General features: G+C 62.5%; 10 protein-coding genes. 1 reads left to right on the top strand and 9 read right to left on the bottom strand.

Going from position 1 to position 22,038, the window contains the following annotated elements; translation table 11 throughout:
• Positions 1 to 24 precede the first annotated feature (24 nt).
• The 4 genes from pgm to HV670_RS16730 form a co-directional block, all read right to left on the bottom strand.
• Positions 25 to 1,692: a phosphoglucomutase (alpha-D-glucose-1,6-bisphosphate-dependent) gene (pgm, locus tag HV670_RS16745; RefSeq protein ID WP_175105925.1), complete on the bottom strand. Its 1,668-nt coding sequence runs from the start codon at positions 1,690 to 1,692 to the stop codon at positions 25 to 27.
• A gap of 131 nt (positions 1,693 to 1,823) precedes the next feature.
• The gene (locus HV670_RS16740) at positions 1,824 to 2,021 is read right to left on the bottom strand and encodes a hypothetical protein (protein WP_175105924.1); all 198 of its coding nucleotides are present in this window, start codon (positions 2,019 to 2,021) and stop codon (positions 1,824 to 1,826) included.
• Between the two features lie 53 nt (positions 2,022 to 2,074).
• The gene (locus HV670_RS16735) at positions 2,075 to 7,645 is read right to left on the bottom strand and encodes a trifunctional serine/threonine-protein kinase/ATP-binding protein/sensor histidine kinase (protein WP_175105923.1); all 5,571 of its coding nucleotides are present in this window, start codon (positions 7,643 to 7,645) and stop codon (positions 2,075 to 2,077) included.
• Positions 7,646 to 8,024: 379 nt separating this feature from the next.
• Positions 8,025 to 8,768, bottom strand: a complete 744-nt coding sequence (locus HV670_RS16730) for an SDR family oxidoreductase (RefSeq protein WP_175105922.1) — start codon at positions 8,766 to 8,768, stop codon at positions 8,025 to 8,027.
• Positions 8,769 to 8,898: 130 nt separating this feature from the next.
• Between HV670_RS16730 and HV670_RS16725 the strand changes: the two genes are divergently transcribed.
• Complete coding sequence (locus HV670_RS16725) at positions 8,899 to 9,819, top strand: LysR family transcriptional regulator (RefSeq protein ID WP_175105921.1); 921 nt, start codon at positions 8,899 to 8,901, stop codon at positions 9,817 to 9,819.
• A gap of 166 nt (positions 9,820 to 9,985) precedes the next feature.
• On the opposite strand, the gene HV670_RS16720 is transcribed toward HV670_RS16725, so the two are convergent.
• The 5 genes from HV670_RS16720 to HV670_RS16700 form a co-directional block, all read right to left on the bottom strand.
• Positions 9,986 to 11,512 carry an FAD-dependent oxidoreductase gene (locus tag HV670_RS16720; RefSeq protein WP_175105978.1) on the bottom strand — a complete coding sequence of 509 codons (1,527 nt, stop codon included), beginning with the start codon at positions 11,510 to 11,512 and terminating at the stop codon, positions 9,986 to 9,988.
• A gap of 541 nt (positions 11,513 to 12,053) precedes the next feature.
• Positions 12,054 to 13,436 carry a sugar ABC transporter ATP-binding protein gene (locus tag HV670_RS16715; RefSeq protein WP_175105920.1) on the bottom strand — a complete coding sequence of 461 codons (1,383 nt, stop codon included), beginning with the start codon at positions 13,434 to 13,436 and terminating at the stop codon, positions 12,054 to 12,056.
• A gap of 95 nt (positions 13,437 to 13,531) precedes the next feature.
• On the bottom strand, positions 13,532 to 14,542 hold the full coding sequence (locus HV670_RS16710; RefSeq protein ID WP_175105919.1) for a sugar ABC transporter substrate-binding protein: 1,011 nt from the start codon (positions 14,540 to 14,542) through the stop codon (positions 13,532 to 13,534).
• A 32-nt stretch (positions 14,543 to 14,574) separates the two neighbouring features.
• Entirely contained in the window at positions 14,575 to 15,576 is a 1,002-nt protein-coding gene (locus tag HV670_RS16705; protein WP_175105918.1) for an ABC transporter permease, read from the bottom strand.
• A gap of 324 nt (positions 15,577 to 15,900) precedes the next feature.
• Positions 15,901 to 21,699: an ATP-binding sensor histidine kinase gene (locus HV670_RS16700; RefSeq protein WP_217478444.1), complete on the bottom strand. Its 5,799-nt coding sequence runs from the start codon at positions 21,697 to 21,699 to the stop codon at positions 15,901 to 15,903.
• Positions 21,700 to 22,038 lie beyond the last annotated feature (339 nt).

Here is a 22,038-nt window from a genome sequence, read left to right as displayed (position 1 = left end):
CCGCCCCCGTCTACCAACCACCGATCAGCCCGCCAGCGCCGCGTCCACCAGCGTTTGCGCTTCGGCGATGACGCGTTGCAGATGTTCAGGGCCGTTGAAGCTCTCCGCATAGATCTTGTAGATATCTTCGGTACCCGATGGACGCGCCGCGAACCACGCGTGGTCCGTGACGACCTTGAGACCGCCGAGCGACGCATTGTTGGCGGGCGCGGTCGTCAGCACGGCCTGGATCTTCTCGCCGGCCAGGTTGGAGGAACGGACCTGTTCGGGAGACAGCGCGCCGAGCTTCTTCTTCTGTGCCGGCGTGGCCGGTGCGTCGATCCTGTCCGCGGCGGGCGAGCCGAATTCCCGAGTGAGTTCCTGATAGACCTCGGCCGGATCACGCCCGAGCTTTGCGGTGATTTCGGCCGACAGCAAAGCGGCGGTGATGCCGTCCTTGTCCGTCGACCACACCGTGCCGTCACGGCGCAGGAACGATGCTCCGGCGCTTTCTTCGCCGCCGAAGCCGAGTGAACCGTCGAGCAGTCCCGGCGCGAACCATTTGAAGCCGACCGGCACCTCGTACAACTGCCGGCCGAGCTTGGCCGTCACGCGGTCGATCATGCTGCTGCTGACGAGCGTCTTGCCGACCGCCGCATCCTTGCGCCATTCAGGGCGATGTTGATAGAGATAATAGATCGCGACAGCAAGGTAGTGATTCGGCGGCAGCAGCCCCGCGCTCGGCGCGACGATGCCGTGGCGGTCGTGATCGGTGTCGCAGGCGAACGCGATATCGAAGCGGTCCTTGAGCTCGACGAGTCCCTGCATCGCATAGGGTGAAGACGGGTCCATGCGGATCTTGCCGTCCCAGTCAGCCGTCATGAAACGGAAAGTCGGATCGACCTCGTCGTTGGTGATCGTGAGATCGAGCTTGTAGCGATCGGCGATCGGCTGCCAGTAGTGGACACCGGCTCCACCGAGCGGATTCACGCCCATGCGGATTTTCGAATCGCGCAGCAGGTCGAGGTCGAGCACATTGACGAGATCGGCGACGTAGGCGTCGATGAAGTCATGCCGATGCGTGGTCGCCGCGCGGACCGCCTTTTCGAAAGGCATCCGTTTCACGTCCTTGAGTCCGCCTTCGAGCAGGGCATTGGCGCGCTGCTCGATCCACTTCGTCACATCGGTATCGGCAGGGCCGCCGTTGATCGCGTTGTACTTGAAGCCGCCGCTATCCGGCGGATTGTGCGAGGGCGTGATCACGATACCGTCGGCTAGACCCGACGAACGGCCGCGATTGTAGGTGAGGATCGCGTGGGAGATCGCGGGTGTCGGCGTGTACTCGTCGTCCTTGGCGATCATCGTTTCGATGCCGTTGGCCGCGAGCACTTCGAGAGCCGTGACATAGGCCGGGTAGGACAGCGCGTGGGAGTCGATGCCGATGAACAGCGGGCCCTCGATTCTCTGATGGACGCGATAGTCGCAGACCGCCTGGCTGACCGCGAAGATATGCGCTTCGTTGAACGTGCGTTCAAACGACGAACCGCGGTGGCCGGACGTACCGAACGCAACCCGCTGCGCGGCGACCGAGGGATCGGGTCGCTCGGCGTAGTAGGCCGTGATGAGCTTGGGAATGTCGACGAGTCCGGACGAGGGAATCAGCTTCCCGGCACGCGGGTCGACCTTGCGGGGGGAATCGGTCGGGGCATTCATCACTGTCTCCTCTGGGGATACTGTCGCTGACGGATGAAACGCTTGGGGTCGTTGAGTAGGCTACCACCAAAGGAAAGCACAATCTGGACTCAAAGGCGATGCCAATCGCATGTGCCTTTCCACGTTGAACGCTATCTGTCCTGAATCCTTCCCATCTCCGGACACATGGCCGGTGTCGCGGCCGGCACTTCATGGCCGATCCACGCCAGGCAGACATCCGCGGCATCGCCCGCTATCTCAATATGGCATTGCTTAATTCCGGAGTACTCGACGAACAAATGAACTTTTCGAGGACCGATCAGCACCGCGTGCTTATCAAGGTAGACCATGCGGTCCCAGCCAGTATCTCGTTCGAGGCGACCGGCGACAGGCAGTTACTTTCTCAGGCCACAGGCAGCCCCTCGGTCTCACTGGATGGGGCGTGTTCGACTTCCCCCCTCGGAAGAACGAGTTGAAAGACGGCGCCACGAGGCACGTTTGCGCTCGCCCACAGTCGTCCTCCGTGCGCCTCGACGATTGAAAGGCAGATCGACAGGCCCATGCCCAGGCCATGTGCCTTCGTTGTATAGAACGGATCGAACACGCGCTTGACCTCCTTCGGGGGCAGTCCCGGTCCAGAGTCGCGCACGGTGATAGACACGCCATCCGATGAATCCGCGGACGTGCTGATCAACAACTCGCGGAAGCCCGTGCTCATTGCGCTCATCGCTTCCACGGCATTGACGATCAAGTTGAGCATCACCTGTTGCAGCTGCACGCGATCACCCAGGACGAGTGGCAAACCCTCGGCGAGTACAGTCAGCACGGAGACGTCGCTTTTCGCCGCTTCGCCCTGCGTCAGTTCGATCACCTCGCGGACCGCTTCGTTGATGTCCACCCTGTCCTTGCGTGGAGGCGCTTTTTTGATCAGATCGCGAATCCCGCTGACAATGCCGCCGGCTCGCATTGCATTCGTGACAATGCGATCGAGCGACTGCCTGACCTCCTCCAGGTTCGGCGGGGTGGTGCGCAGCCACCGTATGGCAGCCGAAGCATCCACTGATGTCGCGGCGATCGGCTGCTGGACCTCATGGGCGATCGAGGCCGTGAGCTGCCCCATCGTCGCCGCCCGGTTCGAGTGCGCGAGCTCCATCTGCACTTCGCGGTAGCGCCGCTCGCTCTCGAGCGCTTCGGCTTCCGCCCGCTTGCGCTCGGTTAAATCAAGCACGAAAGCGACACCTTGGTTCGCACCTACTTCGAACATCGCCACTCCGATCAGGACCGACGCGCGGCTGCCGTCCTTCCTGGTAAACTCCTTCTCGAAGGGCTGTAACGCCCCCGTCATCTTGAGCTCCGGGACTCGTTGTTGTATGTCGAGGTCAAGCCACTCGGGCGGCGTCAAATCCTTCCAACGCACGCGCCCTGACACCAGGTCCTCGCGGTCGTATCCCACGATACGGAGAAATGCGTCATTGGTCTCGAGGATTTGACCTGTCAGGTCCCAGATGAAGATGCCGACAATGTTGGCATCGACGAGGCGCCGGATCCTCGCTTCGCGCTCTGCGAGATCGCGGTACAGGATCGCGTTCTCAAGCGTGATCGCGGCCTGCGAGGCCAGCAGTTCCAGCACCGTCACGCGCTCCGGCGTGAACGCATGCGTGACAAGATTGTTCTCCAGATACAACAGGCCGATTAAGGCGGAACGCCGCACAAGCGGCAAACACAACACCGACTTCGGTTGCCGGCGGACCAGGTAGTCGTCTGCCGAAAAGGGGTTGGACTGCGTCGCATCATCCAGCAGCACCCGCTCCTGGCAGCGCCGTGTGTAATTGATGATGGAAGCCGGCCGCGCGGGTTCGGTGGGTGCCTGATTCAGGTGCCACCGCACGTGAATCGTCTGCTGCTCGACGCTTGCTTCGGCCGCGAGGACCAGGCCCTCGTTGCGCATAAGCATCAACTGGCCGGTCTGCGCACCGGCGTTTTCGAGCAGGATGTGCATCAGCGTGTCAACCAAATCCTCCAGCACGATATGGCCCGAGATGGCCTGTGAGGCTTTGGTGACCGACAGCAGATCCAGTTGCGCGCCGTCGCCGGTCAACGTGGCGTCAGGTGAGCCCGATGTTTCGCGCGAGGGCGGCATGCGCACGTCGAGTTGCCTGACCTTGCCGTGGGCGCCCCACCGTGCAAAGCAGCTGCGCGCTTCGTCAAGATGGGCACGTGCGGAGGTCGTCGCCCCGCGCGCAGCATAAAATTCCGCCGCAAGCTCGTGCGCGATGCCTTCGTTCTGGACGAAGCCGTGCTCGCGGGCCGCTTCAATCGCCTCGTCGTAGAGACGCATGGCATCGGTGACTCGCCCTTCAACACGGGCGATCTCGGCCGACACCAGCGCGTGCTTGTCGGCGAACGTCGGTGGATAGTTTTCGGCCCACTCGCGCAGCTGCGCCTGGTGCGCTGTCAGGAGCTCGGGCCACCCCGCTCTCTCGTCGGTGGACGCATTCTCATAGAGCGCGGCCACCGTCAGCGCGGCGAAGTAAAAGTAGTCGACCACCTGGAACTGGCCGACCAAGGCCCACAGCCGCGGTTTTGCCTGTTGCGAGGCACCGAGGGCGGCTACGTAGTCACCCGCCAGGAACCGCGCCTGTAGTTTGATGATCCAGTACCCGCAGACCAGCGCGCTTACCCGGTCGTCCGTCAGTTGCGCCTCAAACTCCGCTTCGTCGAACTGCGCGTCGCTGAAAGTGGAAAAGGTCGTGGTCCGGCCTTGCAGGGTCGCGATGAGGCGTTGCTGACTCACGATAAGATCCGCCATGTCGCGAAACCGAGCCTTGCGCACGAAATCCAGGCGCCTCTCCGACTCGCGCCACACCGCGTCTAGCGGATCGTTCCGCAGCAGAAGGTCGGTGCCGAGATGGAGCATGCCGTAGCAAGCAAAGGTCAGATCCCCCGTCTCGATCGCCGTGCGAAAACCCACCCGAGTGAAATCAATCGCGTTCGCGATCGGCTGCGTCCAGACGGCAACGCGTCCCATCGCAATGTAAACCTTGGCCCGATAAGCAAGGAAACCATGCTTCTCGACCAGATCGCACCCGAGCTTGCTGAAACGGTACCCCTCTTGGTACCGGTGAAACACCGGGCCGAGGATGAAACCGAGAAAGCCACACGCATGCGCGGACCCGCCACTCGTGCCGTGCCGCAAGCTGATGTTCACCATGCGGCACAGTTGAAGGCAAAGCAAATTGAAGTCGGTAAAGTAGGCAGCGTCGAAGAGGGCAGACAGCAGACGCATGGCGGCCTGCAGCTCCGGATGGGTCATCAGCGGTAGGTCGATGAGACTCTCGATCGGGCGCCCGGCCAGGTTGCGCCAGACCGTCTCATACTCCGCCTGGACCTGTTCCTGGGTCGGGTGTGCCGGGAGGTCGATGCCGAACAGGCGCAGGCAAGCAAGCGCGCTGTCGACAGCCTGCGGGTTCTCCGACTTCACGATATGCAACTGGACTTCCAGGTGATAGACGGCCGCTCGGTCAAGTTTCGATGCGCAGCGCTGCAATAGCTCCTCGATCAATTGCTCGGCCTGGTCGAAGCGACCCGTCAGAAACTCGCACTCCGCGCGTTCGAGCCACAGGCTGAATATGAGTTCGTACTGGCCGCCCCAGTCGCTGCCATCGAGCAAGTCCATGCCCGCCGCCAGATACACACAGGCCGACGCATAGGCCGCCGAGGCTTTTGCCCGACGTCCTGCACGCAGATCGAGCGCCGCCACCTTCACTTTCTCGTTACGCTCAATGAGCAGTCGAGCACCCCTATTGAACTGGTTCGCAACATCAAACACATGCTCGGCAAGTTCGTCCGCCGTCATACTCGCCAACAGCGCGCGGCCGATGCGCAGGTGAACGCCGGCACGGGAGGCTTCAGGAATCAGCGAATACGCCGCCTGTTGGATCCGATCGTGCAAAAACTTGCCGCTGCCGCCAGTGCGCACGAGCAAGCTTTCGCGTACCGCCGACGCGAGGCCTTGCTCGACTTCGCCCTCGCCCAGGCGCAGTCGTACTGGAACCTCCGAATGCTTGGCGACCAGTGCGAGCTGGCGCAAGTCGAATGTGTTGCCCAGGCAAGCCGCCAACTGCAGCGTTTCCTGCGCTGGCACCGGTAGTCGACGCAACTTTCCCACCATCAGCTCGACGACGTTATCGGCGAAATCCTTAGCCTTGATCTGATCCAGGTCCCAGTGCCAAGCGCGATGTTGCAGGTCCTGCCGAAGTAATCCCTCGTTGTGCAGCGCATCCAGGAACTGGATAAAGAACAGTGGATTGCCCTCGGTGCGTTCGTAGACCAGCCGCGTGAGCGGCTCGCAGGATGCGGGTGGCGCATGGAGCGCGTCGGCCACCAACTGGTTTAGATGCACGATCGACAGCGGCGTGAGCAAGATATCGATGACCGGGGTGCCACTGCGGCGAATGGTCTCGAGGCTGGTTAGGAGCGGATGCGCCGCGTTCACTTCGTTGTCGCGATAGGCGCCGATCAGCTGCACATGGCGCGTGTCCGGGTGCGTGAGCAGGTGCTCGATCAGCGCCAGGCTGGCCGTATCGATCCACTGCAGGTCGTCCAGGAAGAGGACCAACGGACGTGCTTCGCGCGTGAACGCCGTCACGAATTGCCGGAACACCATGCGAAAGCGGTTTTGCGCCTCGATCGGCGGCAGCGCCGGGACGGGCGATTGTGCGCCGATGATCAACTCGATCTGAGGTAGCACTTCGACAATGAGCTGGCCGTTGACCCCGACCGCCGCCTGGATCTGTTGCCGCCAGCCGGCGATGCGCGCCTCGGTTTCGGCCAGCAGTTGCCGCACCAGTTCGTGAAACGCTTGCGTGATCGTGGCATACGGAATATCACGCTGGTACTGATCGAACTTGCCGGCAATGAAATAGCCATGCGCCGCGACAATCGGCTTGCGCAATGCGTCGACCAGCGACGTCTTGCCGATGCCCGAGTACCCCGAGACGGTCGCCAGAGCCGCTTGTCCGCTTGCCGCCATGCGCTCGAAGGCGTCGAGCAGCCGCTCGATTTCAGCGCCGCGCCCGTACAGTTTGCGCGGCACCTGGAAGCGCTCCGGGATATCGTCCTTGCCGAGCGGGAACGGCTCGATCCGGCCCGACGCTTGCCACTGCGCCAGACACCGATCGATATCGGTCAGCAGCCCGTGCGCGCTTTGGTAGCGGTCTTCCGGCAGCTTGGCCAACAACTTCATCACGATATCCGACACCTGCTGCGGTACCTCGGGCGCGAACTCGCTCGGCGGCACCGGCATGCGGGCGATATGGCAATGCGTCCATTCCAGCGGATCGTTGGCCTCAAATGGCAGCTCGCCGGTTAGCATCCGATAGAACGAAACGCCCATCGAATAGCCATCGGTCCGGTAATCCACCGCGCGATTCATGCGGCCCGTTTGCTCGGGCGACACGTAAGCCCAATCGCCAGCGGGTACGGCGGCTTCCTCCGGCGAGAGGGAGTCGGGCTCTTCGGCCGTCGCAAAGCGCAAGTCCACCAGCAGCGCTCGGCCAGTCTGCGGTTCGACGAGAATATTGGCGGGGCGGATATCGCGATGGATGAACCGCGCGGCATCGATAGCCACCCATGCATCGGCCAGATGGTGGCCGATGCGCAGGCAAAGCGCGACGTCCATGCGCGGTTCACGGCCCAGCACGGCTTCGAGCGCCTCGCCCGCGAAGTCTTCCAGGACCAGCGCCATGCCGCCGCCCTCGTTGATTAGCTCAAGGGGTTTGCCCACGCCTTCGCTATTTATCGATCGCAACAGCAAGTATTCGCGTCTCAGACGGGCGTATTGGGCTGCGTCGGCGTTTTCCGCAGGCAGCTTCAGCAGCACCGGCATTCCGTCCGTCAAGCGGCGGCCACGGTAGAGGTCCGAGCCCGCTGTCGCGCAGATCCGGTGAAGGATCTGACAGTTCGCGATGGTCATTGCCTCCCCCTTTTTTCCGCCGGCGGACTTGCCTGACACCTGTACGCTCGGTATTTTCGATTTTGCCTAAAACGTGAGATCGGATGGGTGTTGGCCAGAATCATCATTTCGTAATCCGGAACGACTTGATGACTAGTTTACTCGGTCGCCGATCAGATGCCGGTCTTGCCGCTGTCGCTGCTCGCCCATGCCATTCGCTATACCGGGGCAGTGGTTGCACCCGCGCTCACTGCACAAGCGTGCGTCGCGACGGCTGCCGCGAATCCGGGTGTACACATCCGCTTAGAACGGAGCGTGCCGAGACTTGACATACAAGCGGATGATCCACGCGCTAAATCGGGACGGCGACGTCTGCAGGCTTTGAAGAAAGCCTTCAGCTTCAGGCCACGCCGCCATTCGCACGCAGGATCTGGCCATTGACCCAACCGGCATCAGCGCTGGCGAGGAACGAGACCAGCGCGGCGATATCTTCCGGTTGGCCCAGGCGCTGCAGCGGCGGCATGTTCGCGAAGGTCTTGATCTGCTCTTCCGTCTTGCCGTCAAGAAACAGCGACGTTGCGATCGGGCCCGGCGCAACTGCGTTCACTGTGATGTGGCGGCCGCGCAGTTCCTTCGCGAAGACGTGGGTGAATGCCTCGACAGCGGCCTTGGTTGCGTTGTAGACCGCATAGCCCGGCATGTTGAGCGCGAGCGTCGTGCTCGAGAAGTTCACGATGCGGCCGCCTTCGTTCATCCGCGCGGCAGCTTCACGCAGCGTGTTGAAAGTGCCGCGTACATTGATCTCGAAGGTCTGGTCGTAGAGTGCATCCGACGTATCGGCAAGCGGGACCGTCTTCAGCACGCCGGCGTTATTTACCAGCACGTCGATCTTGCCGAGCTGCTGTTCAGTGGTCTCGAACATCGCGCGGACTTCGCCGGCGTCCGCGACGTTGGCCTTGACTGCAATTGCGTTCGCGCCTTGGGCAGAAAGTTCGGCGACCAGCGCCTCGGCTTCCTTCGAACTCGACGCGTAGTTGATGGCAACGGCGAATCCGTCGCGGGCGAGACGCCGCGCAACCTCGGCGCCGATTCCGCGCGATGCGCCCGTCACGATGGCAACCTGGTTGTTTTGAGGGGTGGTCATGGTTTGCTCCTTGTTGGTGATTCAGGTGGTGAGTGGGTGAAACGAATATTCGACCATCCGTCGAGAAAGATAATTAGTAGCAAACTGCTATCATCGTTCCATTTACTTCAACAATAGGGGGCGAGCGGAGATGGACCGCTTCCAGGAAATGCAGGTGTTTATCCGGATCGCTGAGCGCGGCAGCTTTACCCGTGCGGCAGACGATCTGCAGATTCCCCGTGCCACGGTCACCAATCTGATGAAGCGGATGGAGGAGCGGCTCGGCGCGCGATTGCTGGAGCGCACCACGCGCACGGTACGCCTGACCCACGACGGCGAGGCGTTCTATCGGCGCTGTGTGCGCCTCGTGGCCGATATGGAAGAAGCGGAGGGTTCGTTTCACAACGTCGCGCCAAAGGGGCTTTTGCGCGTCAATGTGCAGGGGACGCTGGCGAAGCACTTTGTCGTGCCCGCATTGCCGGATTTCGTCGCGCAGTATCCCGGCATCGAGCTTCATATCGGCGAGGATGACCGCCTGGTCGACCTGGTGCGCGAGGGGATCGACTGCGTGCTGCGGGCCGGCACGTTGCAGGACTCGTTGATGGTCGGCCGGCGCGTCGCTTCGATGCCGCAGGTCACCGTGGCCAGTCCCGCCTATCTCGCGCAATTCGGCGAACCGGCAACGCCGCAAGCGCTTGAAGGCCATCGCGTGGTCAATTACATCTTGAGTGGCTCAGGGCGGGCGTTGCCAATGGAATTCACGATCAACGGCGAAGTGATCGAGATGCAGTTACCATCGATCGTGTCGGTCACCGGGGCGGATCTGTACACGGGCGCCGCAGTGGCCGGCCTCGGCATGGTCCAGGTGCCCCGATACCGGGTGGCCGGTGAATTGTCGGCCGGGACACTGAAAGTTGTGCTCAGCGACTTTCCGCCGTCACCGATGCCCGTGTCGGTGCTGTATCCGCAGAACCGTCAGCTTTCATCGCGGGTCAGGGTATTCGCGCAGTGGCTGCGCGATATCTTCGAAGCAGGGGCTGAGTACGGGCGCTCGGCGAGCGTCGGCTCGTGACCCACGAACGTCTCATATCAGTTTGCGATACTTGAGCCGTACCTGCAGGCGTATGCTCGGAACGACGCCAACGGCGATCGCCGCAAGCAAGGCACGCTGCAACATTGAATGAGCCACTTCTAGTCAAATGACTGCTCGTTCACGCAGGGCAGGCTTCGTTCTGGCGTCAAGGTGAGTCCCGTTCCATCTCGACTTCTGCCCGCAGACTTTCTGCATCGCGATAGATAGTGGCCACGGCGAGGACTCGTCCGTCTCGCTTGTAGCGCAGCGCACAGTCGCGTCCTGCGATATTGCCGTCAACCGAGATCTCATCCCAGCTGTCCGCGTGCCCGACATAGTTGATCGGGACATCGTAGTGCTGGCTCCAGAAGAATGGCACGGCGTCAAACTTCTCATGTCCGCCAATCAAGTTCATCGCCGCCGTTTGTCCCTGGCGTTGAGCGACAACCCAATGCTCCACGCGAACGGCCGCGCCGCTGTGCGGATCGGGCCAGCGAGCGATGTCGCCGGCAGCGAAGACGCCAGGCGCGCTTGTCTGCAAGCAGGCATCGACCATCACGCCGCGGTCGATCGCGAGGCCGGCTTGCTCGGCCAGTGCCAGTCGTGGCCGCACGCCGACGCCGACCACCACCAAATCGGCCTCCACGTTGCCGCCTGCTTTAAGGGATACCTGCTGCGTGTCGATCGCGCTGGCGGTGTTCCCGAGATGGAAGACGACGCCGTGTTCCTCGTGCAACCGCTGCAAGAATTCACCCATCTGTGGCCCCAGCACACGTTCCATCGGACGCCGCTCTGGCGCCACGACGTGTACTTCAAGTCCACGCGCGCGCAATGACGCCGCCACTTCCAGTCCGATGAAGCTTGCCCCCATCACGACCACGCGCCGCGCGCGCGCCGCGCGAGCGATGATGGCGCGGCAGTCGGCCAGCGAGCGAAGGGTATGCACATGCGGCAAATCCATCCCGGGGATCGGCAAGCGAACCGCTTCGGCTCCCGTGGCTAGCAGTAAACGGTCGTAGGGCACCTTGCTCCCATCCGCGAGTTCCACTTCCTGCGCGGCGAGGTGAAGGCGTGCGACGCCGGCCTTCAGCCGCAGATCAATGCGTTGATCTGCGTAGAAAGCGTCGTCGCGAAGCGGCACCCACTCCTCAGGCGCGCTGCCGGCCAAATAGTCTTTGGAGAGATTTGGCCGGTCCACGGGCGGCGCCTCGTCGTCGCTCAGCATCGTGAGACTGCCAACGTAGCCGAGGCGCCGCAGACGCTCAGCAGCGGCGAAACCTGCTGCTCCAGCGCCGACGATGACGATCTTCTGTGGCGCTCCGGCCGGCGCGGACACGGAACCGGCGGGTGGAGTTTTTTTGTGCAGTACGACAACCTTGTCGCTCCGAACCTCCGTGGACCAGCACGCGACAGGGCTCAGGGCCGGAGCCCGTACCGCTTCCCCCGTGCGCAGGCTGAAGCAGGCGTGATGCCATGGGCACCGTACCGTGTCCCCGACGATCAACCCTTCGGCGAGCGGGCCGTGGTAGTGAGTACAGGCAGCGTCAATAGCGAAGAATTCATCACCGAGCCGTGCAATCAGCACCGCCTCATTACCGACGTGACCTGACAATAGGCCAGCTTCGCCGAGCGATTCGATGGGCACGCCCTGCGCCAGATCAGGACCGCTTTCATTCGGTGTCTCACCGCTCATGTCGACCTCCGTGGGCACGACCACCAGCGCGCTGGGCAGCGACCGCTTCTTCCCATGGTAGCCCAGGTTCATCAGAACACCGCCACCGGCGGCAAACACAAACAGCACCATGGCGTACATCGTTAAGCTCGGTAGGCCGACCGTTGCTGCGGCGTAGATCAGCGGCGTCACGGCCGATGCCGCGAGGCAGCCATGCAACATTGCAAGCGATGTGGGCGGATAGTCCTTGCCAGCAAAGCGGATGCCAGCCACCACCAACCCGCCCCGCGTGCTGATGGCCAGAAGTCCATCGCAGTCGTCCGCACCCTATCGGGTCCGACGCTCAACGAATGGCCGCTCATGAGCGAAGCCTGGGACCGGAGTCGACTGCGGATTCAACCGATGCGCGAAGTACACCATTCCCAATGGAGACAGGTGTGCTTAAACCTACCGCAAGCGGACATCGTCCTCATTCGCGCCGACACTACCAATATTGCTCTTTTGAAATAACGTTCCCGGAGCTGTTGTTACCTGGATGGACCGCAGCAACGTCGATGCCCTCCTAGTCGCTAGACGAAACCATTGCAAGAGCCCGCGCCTCATCGAACGTTTCGCGCGGTCCGTCGGCAACGATGCGGCCCGCCCGCATGCAAACGATTCGCTGTGCAACGGCGAGCACCTCGTCAATGCCAGAACAGTTGAGGCAGACGGCGATCCCGTCCGCCGCCAGGGCTTCGATCAGCTTATGAATTTCGTTTTTGGCCCGCACATCCACGCCGCGCGTCGGATCACTGAGTAGCAGGACGGCGGGCGACTGCTCCAGCGAGCGGGCAAACAGGACGCGCTGCTGGTTTCCGCCGGACAGATGCCCGACAGGCGCGTCGGCTACGTTCAGGCTCACACTGACCTGTGCCATGCGGTCGCGCGCGAGGCGGCCGAGCCACCCCGAACCGGGCCAGCGCCAAGCTGCGCAACGGCGGAGCGGCGCCGTAGCAATGTTCCATACCGGCGAGCGGTCCAACCAGAGTCCCTCCAACTTGCGGTCTGGCGGCATGTAGACCAATCCGGCCTGCAAGGCGTCGGCCGGACAGCTTAACCGAACCGGCTGCCCGCTCACCTCGATTGCGCCCTCAAGGGGCACAGCCCCGCCAAGCCCCCTCAGTAGCGTGTCGATGCCGGCCCCTTCAAGGCCGACAAATCCGACAATATCGCCGGCATGCACAGTTAGGGAAAGCGGTCCCAACCCAGGACCGCGAAGCTCCCGCGCCTGCAGCACCAGCCGACGAGACTCGCGCATTGCCGGCGCATGATGAACCGAAACGTCGCCTACCATCGCCCGCGCGATACCTGAAACGTCAATCGTCCCGCGCTGCCAGATGCCGGCTACCTGCCCGTCGCGCAGAACAGTAAGCCGGTCGGCGATGCGCATGGCCTCATCCAAACGGTGCGAGACGAACAGCACGGCTGTGCCCTCGGCTGCGAGCGCCCGGATGACCGACAGCAGCGCCTCCGATTCCCGCATTGATAGCGCTGAAGTCGGCTCATCAAGGATCAGCACGCGCCCGCCCGAGAGCAGTGCCCGGCCAATCTCGACGAGCTGGCACTGCGCAAGCGACAACTCGGCGACCCGCGCATCGAGCGGAACGACGAAGTCGAGGCGTGCAAGCGTCGCTGCGGCGGCAGCGCGCTGGCGTCGCTTGCTGAGCAAGCCACTCCAATGCAAGGGAAGCGCCGCTGCGGTCACGTTCTCAAGCACGCTGAGGTCGGGAAACAGCATGAGGTCCTGGTGGACGACCGAGACGCCGACGCGCAGCGCGGCCGTCACGTCGCCGCCGGGCAGGATGCGCCCGAGCACTTCGACTCGACCTTCGTCGGGCGCCACCGCACCTGAAAGGATGCCTATCAGCGTCGATTTACCCGCGCCATTGGCGCCGACCAGCGCCATAACCTCACCCGCGCGAAGGCGCAGCGAGACGGCGCGGAGTACTTGCACTCCGCCATAGTGCTTGCTCACCGCGTGCGCGGCGATGGCGTCCAGAGTCATCCGGCGAACCGCTTCTCCCGCTCAAGGTAGTAGCCGACGTTTTTCTTCGTAACGATCTCATTCTCCATGAAATAGTTGCCGCCCGGCAGGTCGAGCTTCCGCCCGTTCAGCGCGACACGCTGATAGAGATACATAATGGGCAGATAGCCCTGCATGTACGGCTGCTGGCCCACCGTGCCGTCGATCACACCGTCGCGAATCATTTCCAGCGTTTGATAGATCAGGTCAGTGCCGACAATCGGCCACTGCGCCTTAATTTCTTGTTTGACTAACCCAGCTGCCGCAGTATCCTGTCCGCACAGCGGCATCATGGCGGTCAGGTTGGGATGACTGCGGGCGATGTCGCGAATGGTAGATCGATCGCTCCCCATGTCGCTTGGATCGGTGTTGAAGACGCCGACAATCTCGAGACCGCCCGCCGTGACGCCCCTCTTTGCGCCTTCGATGCGCCGATCCAATGCGAGCATGCCGGGCGCGCAGTTGGTCATCGCCACCGCGCCGCGGCCACCGGCCAGCTTCGCCAACATGCGCCCCTGCGCCTCCGCCGCTCCGACCAGATCCTGACCGAAGAACAGTTCGCGGCCACTGCGGGGCGAGTCGCTATTGGTACAGACAACCACGACACCGCGGTCAATCGCGTGCTTGATCGGCGCGATCCAGGCATCCGCCTCCAGCGGGATCACTGCGATCCCCTGGTAACCCGTCGCCACGAGCTGGCGGAACTGAGCGATCTGAGCGACGGTGTTGGTGTCGGGCACGCCGGTCCACAGCACTTCGACGCCGAGCTGCGCCCCGGCATCCTGCACACCCGCCCTGGTGGGCGTGTAATAAGGAGCGGTCGTGTTGGAGCAGGTCATTGCGAGCTTGACCGGCCTGTTCATGTAGGACCGCACCCAGGCGGCCCAAGGTCGCGTTTCATCCGCACGCGCCGCGCCCACTCCCAGGATGCCCGCCGCCGCGCCCGCCGCGGCGCCTTGCAGAAAGCCCCGACGATCGAATGATGGCATTGACGTTTCTCCCTTTGATGTGGCGGCCGTCGTTATGAACCGCCCAGACGGTTGGATGAGGCACGGCGCGAAAGCCACGTTAGTGCCATCGAGGCGATCAGCACCATACCGGAGACGCCCTGCGTCCAGCTCGGCGGTATACCCCAGAGGACGATTAGGTTCTGGAAGACACCAATTACGGCCAGGCCGAGCAAAATACCGAGGATCGAGCCACGGCCGCCGGTGAGACGCACGCCGCCGATGATCACGGCCGCGAGCACCGAAAGCTCATAGCCAGTCCCTGCCGTCGGACCGGCAGTGTGCAGATAGGCGAGCGAGCACACGCCGGAGAGCGCCGCCATGAAACCCGAGAAGGTCAGCAGCACCAGCCGCGTGCGACCGACCCGGAAGCCGACGAGATGGGCCGCGAGTGGATTACTGCCGACGGCGAGCAGGCGAAACCCGAAGGCCGTGCGCCGCACCACGAGTTCCGCAAGCAGCGCCATTGCCAGGAACACTAGCGTTATGACGGACACGCCGCACACCGTCCCCTGGCCAAAGGTGTCGAAGAAACCTGGCAGTGGCGACACGACCCTGACGGGCGAGCCGCCAGCGAGGACAAGCGCGAGCGCGCGGTACACGCCCAGCGTTGCCAACGTCACGACTACGCCCGGAACGCGGATCATCTGTGCGACCGTCCCGTTGACAAGGCCGCAGCCGAGCCCCGTCCCAAGTCCGCAGGCGATTGCGAGCCAAAGTGGGGCGTCGTGATGCAGCAACAGCGCGGTGACGACGGCGGCCAAGCCGAACACGGACCCCACTGATATGTCGATCTCTCCTGCCATCAGCGTCAGGCCCACGCCGATTGCGAGGAAGCCTAAGAACGTCAGGCTCTGCAGGATGCCGGTCAGGTTGTCGATCGTCAGAAAGTAGGGGCTGCTCGTTGCTCCGACGATGAAGAACAGCAGAAATGCGGCGGTGATACCGCGCTCTTCGAATACGAGCCAGGACCGCCACCACGGCGGCTCGGGGATGACTGCCGCCCCTTCGCACACGCTCTTTTTTCCCGGCGAAGTCATAGCAGCCAGATCACGACCTCCCGTCGCATTCCCCGCTCGGCAGTCCGTCCCCCTCATGCCGCGGCCGGCAGGCGCGCGGTCAACTTTTGATAGCCGATTTCCTAGGCGAGGATGCATGGATAGTTTCCAGGCACGGCTGCGGCACGGCAATCGTCTCTGCCGGCTTTGGTCGCTTTGAAACACCCGTCATGCGCTAATTGCCGCAGCGGCGGCATTTCGGCCCCCTAATTTCTTCCGCCGCACACGCACGGTGTTTGCTCAGCTGAGGGCACATCGTCGCCGTTTGACGGCCATTCTAACTCAAGCTGACGTTACTCCGGGCACAGTGAATTGGAAGACAGTTCCGCATGGCGCGCCGGGCGACGCCCAGAAGCGCCCGCCATGGGACTCAATGATCGATCGGCAGATCGAGAGCCCCATGCCCATGCCGTCGGGCTTCGTTGTGAAGAAGGGATCGAAAATGCGTTGCGCGATCGCCGGGTCCAGCCCCGGGCCGGTATCCTCGACCGCCACGCACAGCTCGCCCTGATCAACGACTTGCGAGGTTATGGCCAGCTTCTTCGGGCGATCCGTAACCGAGCTCATGGCTTCAATGGCGTTCATGGTCAGGTTCAGCAGCACCTGCTGCAACTGAACTCGGTCGCCGAAAACCGGACCATCAGCAGAGAGATCGGTGCAAAGCACAACGCCGTGCCGATGCAGTTCGCTGCGTGTGAGTGCCAGCACTTCCTGGATTGCATCGTTGATGTCGAGCTTCGCCAGCTGCGGCCCCGATTTCTTGGTAAGCGCCCGGAGACCACGGATCACGTCCCCCGCGCGCGTGCCTTCCTCCACGATCCGCTCGACCGCGCCGCACGCCTCAGGAATATCCGGGTGGTCCCGGTTCAGCCAACGCAGGGCTGCCCCCCCGTTGGTGACGACGGCGCTGAGCGGCTGGTTGATCTCATGGGCAATTGAGGCCACAAGTTCGCCCATCGTCGTCAGCCGCGTCACGCGGACGAGTTCGGCTTGGGCGTTTCTCAGCGCCTCCTCGGCGCGCCTGCGTTCGGTGACGTCCATGACCGTGCCGACGAATTCAAGATCGCGGGCCTCCGTGTCGAGCTGCCCCACGCTTTGCAAGTGCTTGACTGATCCGTCGGGCAGGACTATTTGATACTCATGTTGGAACCGACTTCTTTCGCGCACGGCCCGTTCGAGGACTTGCTCGAATGCGGGCCGATCTTTGGGATGAACGCGATCCATGAATGTCGCGTAGGACGGCTGCGCTGTCGCGGGATTGAGGGCAAAGATGCGAAAGTGTTCAGCCGACCAGAAGACCTCGCCGGTACCGACCGTCCAGCGCCAACTGCCAGTGTGGCTGATCTGCTGTGCTTCGGCGAGTGAGGTCTCGCTTCGCCGCAATTCTTCCTCGGCATGCTTCCGATCGGTGATGTCGACCACGACCCCCGCAAACAGCGGATCGCCCCCTACAACCGGGATCACGAAGGCGCTGGCATCCACCCAGATCACGCCGCCGTCCTTGCGCCGGTATCGCTTCTCGACATGTTGCGGGTATGGATCGTCCGCGTCGCGCGCTGCATTGATCACCTCCGTGGCGGTGCGGTCATCCTCGTGGCTGATGTCGACGGGCGAGAGGTTGCGCAACTCCGCCTCAGAATAGCCGGTCATTCTCTGAAAGGCATGGTTTGCTGCGACGTAGCGTTCATGCGAGCCAGTCAAAACCACACCGACCGGGACGCTTTCAAACAAATTGCGCCAGCGATCTTCGCTCACGTGCAGTTGGGCGTAGAGTCGGGCGTTCTCCAGCGAAATCGCGGCTTGTGCCGCCAGCAGCTCCAGAATCGCAATTCGCTCTGCGGTGAACGCGTGCGAAGTCAATGTGTTCTCGAGATAGAGTAGTCCGATCAGTTGCCCTTGCTTGATCAACGGTAGGCAAAGGATCGACTTGGTGTGTTGACTGCGTAGATAAGCGTCGTCGGAGAAGAGATGGGGCTTGGAGGCATCATCGACGATGATGCTTTCACGAGTGCGAATAACATAGCGGAGAAGGGATTCGGGACAAGTGGTCCCGACGATTGACTTTCCGTACAGCACGACTTCGGTCTGATCGCCGATGCTCCGGGCCTCAGCCTGAACCGAATAGTCATTCTCTGCCGACAGTATCAGTAAGCCGCGATCCGCGCCAGCGTGCTGGAGCACGATGGTCATCAGCCGTTCGATCAACCTGGGTAAGACGATCTCGCTGGACACTGCCTGAAAGGATTTGACGACGCTGGCGACATCGAGGTGCTGGACCGGTGTGCCAATGGTCGCCCACGAGCGATCTCTTTCTTCAGCGCCCAGATGCGGATGAAGCTGCTCGAGCTGCCTGGCCTTGCCCTCCGCCCCCCAGCGGAGGTAACAGTACTTGGCGTTCCGCAGATACGCGTTGGCAAAGGTCTCATAGCCGCGGGCCATGTAGAACCGCGCGGCCACCTCATGGGCCAGGCCCTCGTTTTGGACGAAACCGTGGTCGTGGGCCAAGCGAATGGCCTGTTGATAGAGGCTCATTGCATCAAGGTCGCGGCCCTCAAGGCGCGCGATCTCTGCTGCGACCAGCGCATGCTTGTCGGCGAATGTCGGAGGGTAGTTGTCGGCCCACTCGCGGAGTTGGTCGCGCAGCTCCAGGAGTTCGCCCCACCGCGGCCGGTCGCCGGCAGAAGTCCCTTCATAGAGCGCCGCAATTGTCAGCGCGGTGTAGTAATAGTAATCGAGCAAAGGGAAATGGGCGGTCGAGGACCAAAGCAGGCTTTTCGCCTTGTCAGCTGCCGCGAGAGCCGCGGCGTAATGCCCCGACAGGAACCGCGCTTTCCCTTTCGCGATCCAGTACCAGCAGATCATGGTGGGCTGCCGGTCCTCGGTCAGCAGGGCCTCGAACGACGCTTCGTCGAATTGCGCGTCAGTGAAAGTGGAGAAATTTGCGGTACGGCCCTGCATGGTTGCGATGAAGCGTTGCTGGCTTACAATGATGTCAGCAATGTCGCGGAACTTGGCCTTCCGCACGAAGTCGAGAGCAATCTCCGACTCGCGCCACACCGCATCGAGCGTATCGTTTCGTATCAGGAAGAGTGAGACGATATGGCTTATGCCGTAGCAGCCGTAGGTCAGGTCACCAGTTTCGATCGCGGCGCGAACGGACGCTTGGATGTATTCGATCGCGGTTGCCATCGGCCCCGTCCAGAAGGCAGCGATTCCCGTCGCGTCCTGAACCTTGGCTCGATAGCCGGGGAAGCCGTGTCTCTCGATCAGGTCGCATCCGAGCTTGGCGAAACGAAATCCCTCAGCATAGCGATGAAAGGCCGGTCCGAGGATAAATCCAAGGTATGCACAGGCATGCGCAAAAGCGCCAGTTGCGCCGTGCTGCATGCTGAGGTTCACCATGCGGCACTGTTGCAAGCAAAACAGATTGCGATCCGTAACGTAGGCAGGGTCCGAAAGAGCGGACAATAGACGCATCGCCGCCTCCAGTTCCCGGTCCTTCATCAGAGGAAGTTCAATCAGGTCCTCGATCGAATGCCCTTTCACGTTGCGCCAGACCGTCTCGTATTCGGCCTGAAGCTGCTCCCGGGTCGGGTGTGCCGGGATGTCGATACCGAATAGCTTCAAGCAGGTGAGCGTATCGTCTACTGCTTGCTGGTCCTCCGACTTTACGATGTGGAGCAGGACCTTCAGGTGATAGACGGCTGCCAGATCGACCTTCGACGTTCCGCGTTGCAGTAGCTCCGCAATCAGGAGCTCCGCTTCGTGCAATTCACCGGTCAGAAACTCACACTCCGCGCATTCGAGCGTTAGGCTGAACGTCAACTCGTAGCGGCTGGCCCAGTCCTTTTCGCCCAACAGCGCCATGCCGGCCAAAAAATACGCGCACGCCGACGCATAGGCCGCTGACCCCTTGGCTTTTCGCCCGGCGCGCAAATCAATCATCGCCACCTGTGCTTTTTCGTCCCGGTCGGCCAGCCCAACGGAGCCCCGATTGAGCTGGTTTGCAACATCGAAAAGATGTTCGGTGAGCTGGTCCGCGGTCATGCCCCCCAGCAACACACGACCGAGGCGCAGGTGGACTTCGGCACGATGTTCCTCAGGGATTAGTGTATATGCCGCCTGCTGGATTCTGTCGTGGAGGAAGGTGTAGGAGCTCTCGAGGCGAATGATGAATCCCGCACGCACGGCCTCCCAGAGTGCTGCGTGGATCGCCTGCTCGGGTTCCCCGAGAACCATGGTCAAGGTGGCGATCTCCGCGGCGTTCCCCAAACAGGCGAGCTGTTGTAATGCTTCCTGCGTCTCATCAGGCAGGCGGTTCAGCTTCCCGGCCATGAGATCCGCGACGTTGTCAGTGTGGCTCCTCGCGCGGATGCGATCGATGTCCCATTGCCACGCTGGCACGACGAGATCGATCGCGATCAGCCCCTCTTCGGCCAGCGCCGTCAGGAACTGGATGGCGAAGAACGGATTGCCGCCAGTCTTCTCCTGCACAAGTTGCGCAAGGGGTCGCACAGGTTCCTGTTCGCAATGCAGTGCATCAGCGATGAGCCGCTCGACATCGTCGAGGCAGAGGGGCGCCAGCACGATTTGCTGGACCCGAGTTCCGGCACTACGGATCGCGGCCAGCGTCCGCAGCAGCGGGTGCGCCGGGCCGACCTCGTTGTCACGGTAGGCCCCGACAAGCATCAGGTGCTGCACCTCAGAGTGCGTCGCCAAGTGCTCGAAGAGGTCGAGTGTCGCTGTATCCAGCCACTGCAAATCGTCAAGAAACAACACGAGCGGGTGCTCCTTGCGGGCAAATACGCCGAGGAAGCGCCTAAACACGATCTGGAAGCGGTTCTGTGCCTCCTGCGGCGGCAGGTCCGCGATGGGTGGCTGTTTTCCAATCACGAGAACCAGCTCGGGAACGAGCGTCAGGATGAGCTGGCCGTTCGGGCCCAATGCCTCGCTCAGGGCATCCCGCCATTGGCCAAGCTCCGCCTCGCTCTGGCCTAGAAGTGGACGGACAAGGTTCCGGAAGGCTTGGGCGAGGGTTGCATATGGGATGTCGCGCTTGTACTGATCGAACTTGCCGGATGCGAACAGGCCACGCGGCGGGACCAGCGCCTTATGCAGTTCGTTCACTACCGACGATTTACCGATCCCGGAATACCCAGAAACTACGACCAGTTCGGGCCTGCCGTGAGTCACCACACGGTCGAAGGCCGCCAGCAGGCAGTCGATCTCGCGCTCGCGCCCATATAGCCGCTCCGGGATCAGCAGACGGTCCGAAGCGTCCCGCTGACCAAGCTGGAATGGCGCAATGCTGCCAGTCGCCTGGCATTCCGCCAGACACCGCTGCAGATCGATCGTGAGGCCGGCAGCGGTCTGGTAGCGGTTCTCGGCGGTCTTGGCGAGCAGCTTCATCACAATCGCCGAGACGGGTCCCGGGATCTCGGCGACACGCTCGGCGGGCGGCACCGGTTGCCGGGCGAGGTGGCAGTGCACCCACTCCATCGGATCGGCGGCCGTGAAAGGCAGTGTCCCCGTCAGCATTTCGTAGAACGTGACGCCGAGCGCATAAAGATCGCTGCGGGAGTCGACCGAGCGGTTCATCCGCCCGGTCTGTTCCGGCGCCATGTAGGCAAGCGTGCCCGCGATTACCTCGGGTGGCGCCGGCGCCTGGTGCTCGCGGGGCAGCCGCGAGGCGATGCCGAATCCGGTTAACCAGACGCCGCCGCTGGCCGTGTCGACCAGGATGTTGGCCGGCTTGAGGTCCTTATGGATCAGTCCCCGGGCGTGCAGCCGACCGACAGCCGCCGAAAGCGCGACGGCGATGCGCAAAAAGTCCGTAACCATCCGCGGCCGGCCGAGTAGCCGCTCGAGCGGCTCGCCACCGGGGTCCGCCAACACAAGCACGGGCCGAACCTCGCGGCGGACAAGCTCGACCGGTCGCGCCGCCCAGTCACTGTCGAGGTCGGTCCGCAATGCGTATTCATGTTCAAGGCGCTGTAGTGAGCCGGGCGAAGGGTATTCGCCGGAGGGCACGACCAAGAGAATCGACGCTAGCCCGTCGCCGATGCCTCGATACAGCGTCAATGGGCCCTCCCGCAAAAGAGAGAGCGCGTAAGCCGAGAGTTCCATCACTGAGAGCCCTCTCCCAGCGCCAGCAGTAGCTCCGCTTGATCGCGGACGAAGCCTTCAATGTAGTGCCTGTCGCCATTCTAATGGACTTTGGCAACGCTGCGTATCGGGAGCGATGATCGGTCCGAACCGCGCGGGCGCCGCTAGATCGGGCGACACCTACAGGCCATATTCTGCGATCAAAGGCGATAGACCGGCCGTTCACAAAGTCGGCCCGTTCTTCGTCAGCTCAGCGGCCGGTAATTTCGCGGTCGACCAACGTTAGCAAGGCCGACGAGCAACACTTCGCGATTG

It is taken from the genome of Pararobbsia alpina (genome assembly GCF_902859895.1).
Classification (GTDB): domain Bacteria; phylum Pseudomonadota; class Gammaproteobacteria; order Burkholderiales; family Burkholderiaceae; genus Pararobbsia; species Pararobbsia alpina.
This window is presented reverse-complemented; position numbering and strand designations above follow the sequence as displayed.

Bases quoted from the DNA above. Each gene is read 5' to 3' on its own strand.
- HV670_RS16715 (WP_175105920.1), bottom strand. From the start codon at position 13,436: ATGGCGCTGGTCGGCGCCAATGGCGCGGGTAAATCGACGCTGATAGGC.
- HV670_RS16725 (WP_175105921.1), top strand. From the start codon at position 8,899: ATGGACCGCTTCCAGGAAATGCAGGTGTTTATCCGGATCGCTGAGCGC.
- pgm (WP_175105925.1), bottom strand. From the start codon at position 1,692: ATGAATGCCCCGACCGATTCCCCCCGCAAGGTCGACCCGCGTGCCGGG.
- HV670_RS16735 (WP_175105923.1), bottom strand. From the start codon at position 7,645: ATGACCATCGCGAACTGTCAGATCCTTCACCGGATCTGCGCGACAGCG.
- HV670_RS16740 (WP_175105924.1), bottom strand. From the start codon at position 2,021: ATGGTCTACCTTGATAAGCACGCGGTGCTGATCGGTCCTCGAAAAGTT.
- HV670_RS16720 (WP_175105978.1), bottom strand. From the start codon at position 11,512: ATGAGCGGTGAGACACCGAATGAAAGCGGTCCTGATCTGGCGCAGGGC.
- HV670_RS16710 (WP_175105919.1), bottom strand. From the start codon at position 14,542: ATGCCATCATTCGATCGTCGGGGCTTTCTGCAAGGCGCCGCGGCGGGC.
- HV670_RS16730 (WP_175105922.1), bottom strand. From the start codon at position 8,768: ATGACCACCCCTCAAAACAACCAGGTTGCCATCGTGACGGGCGCATCG.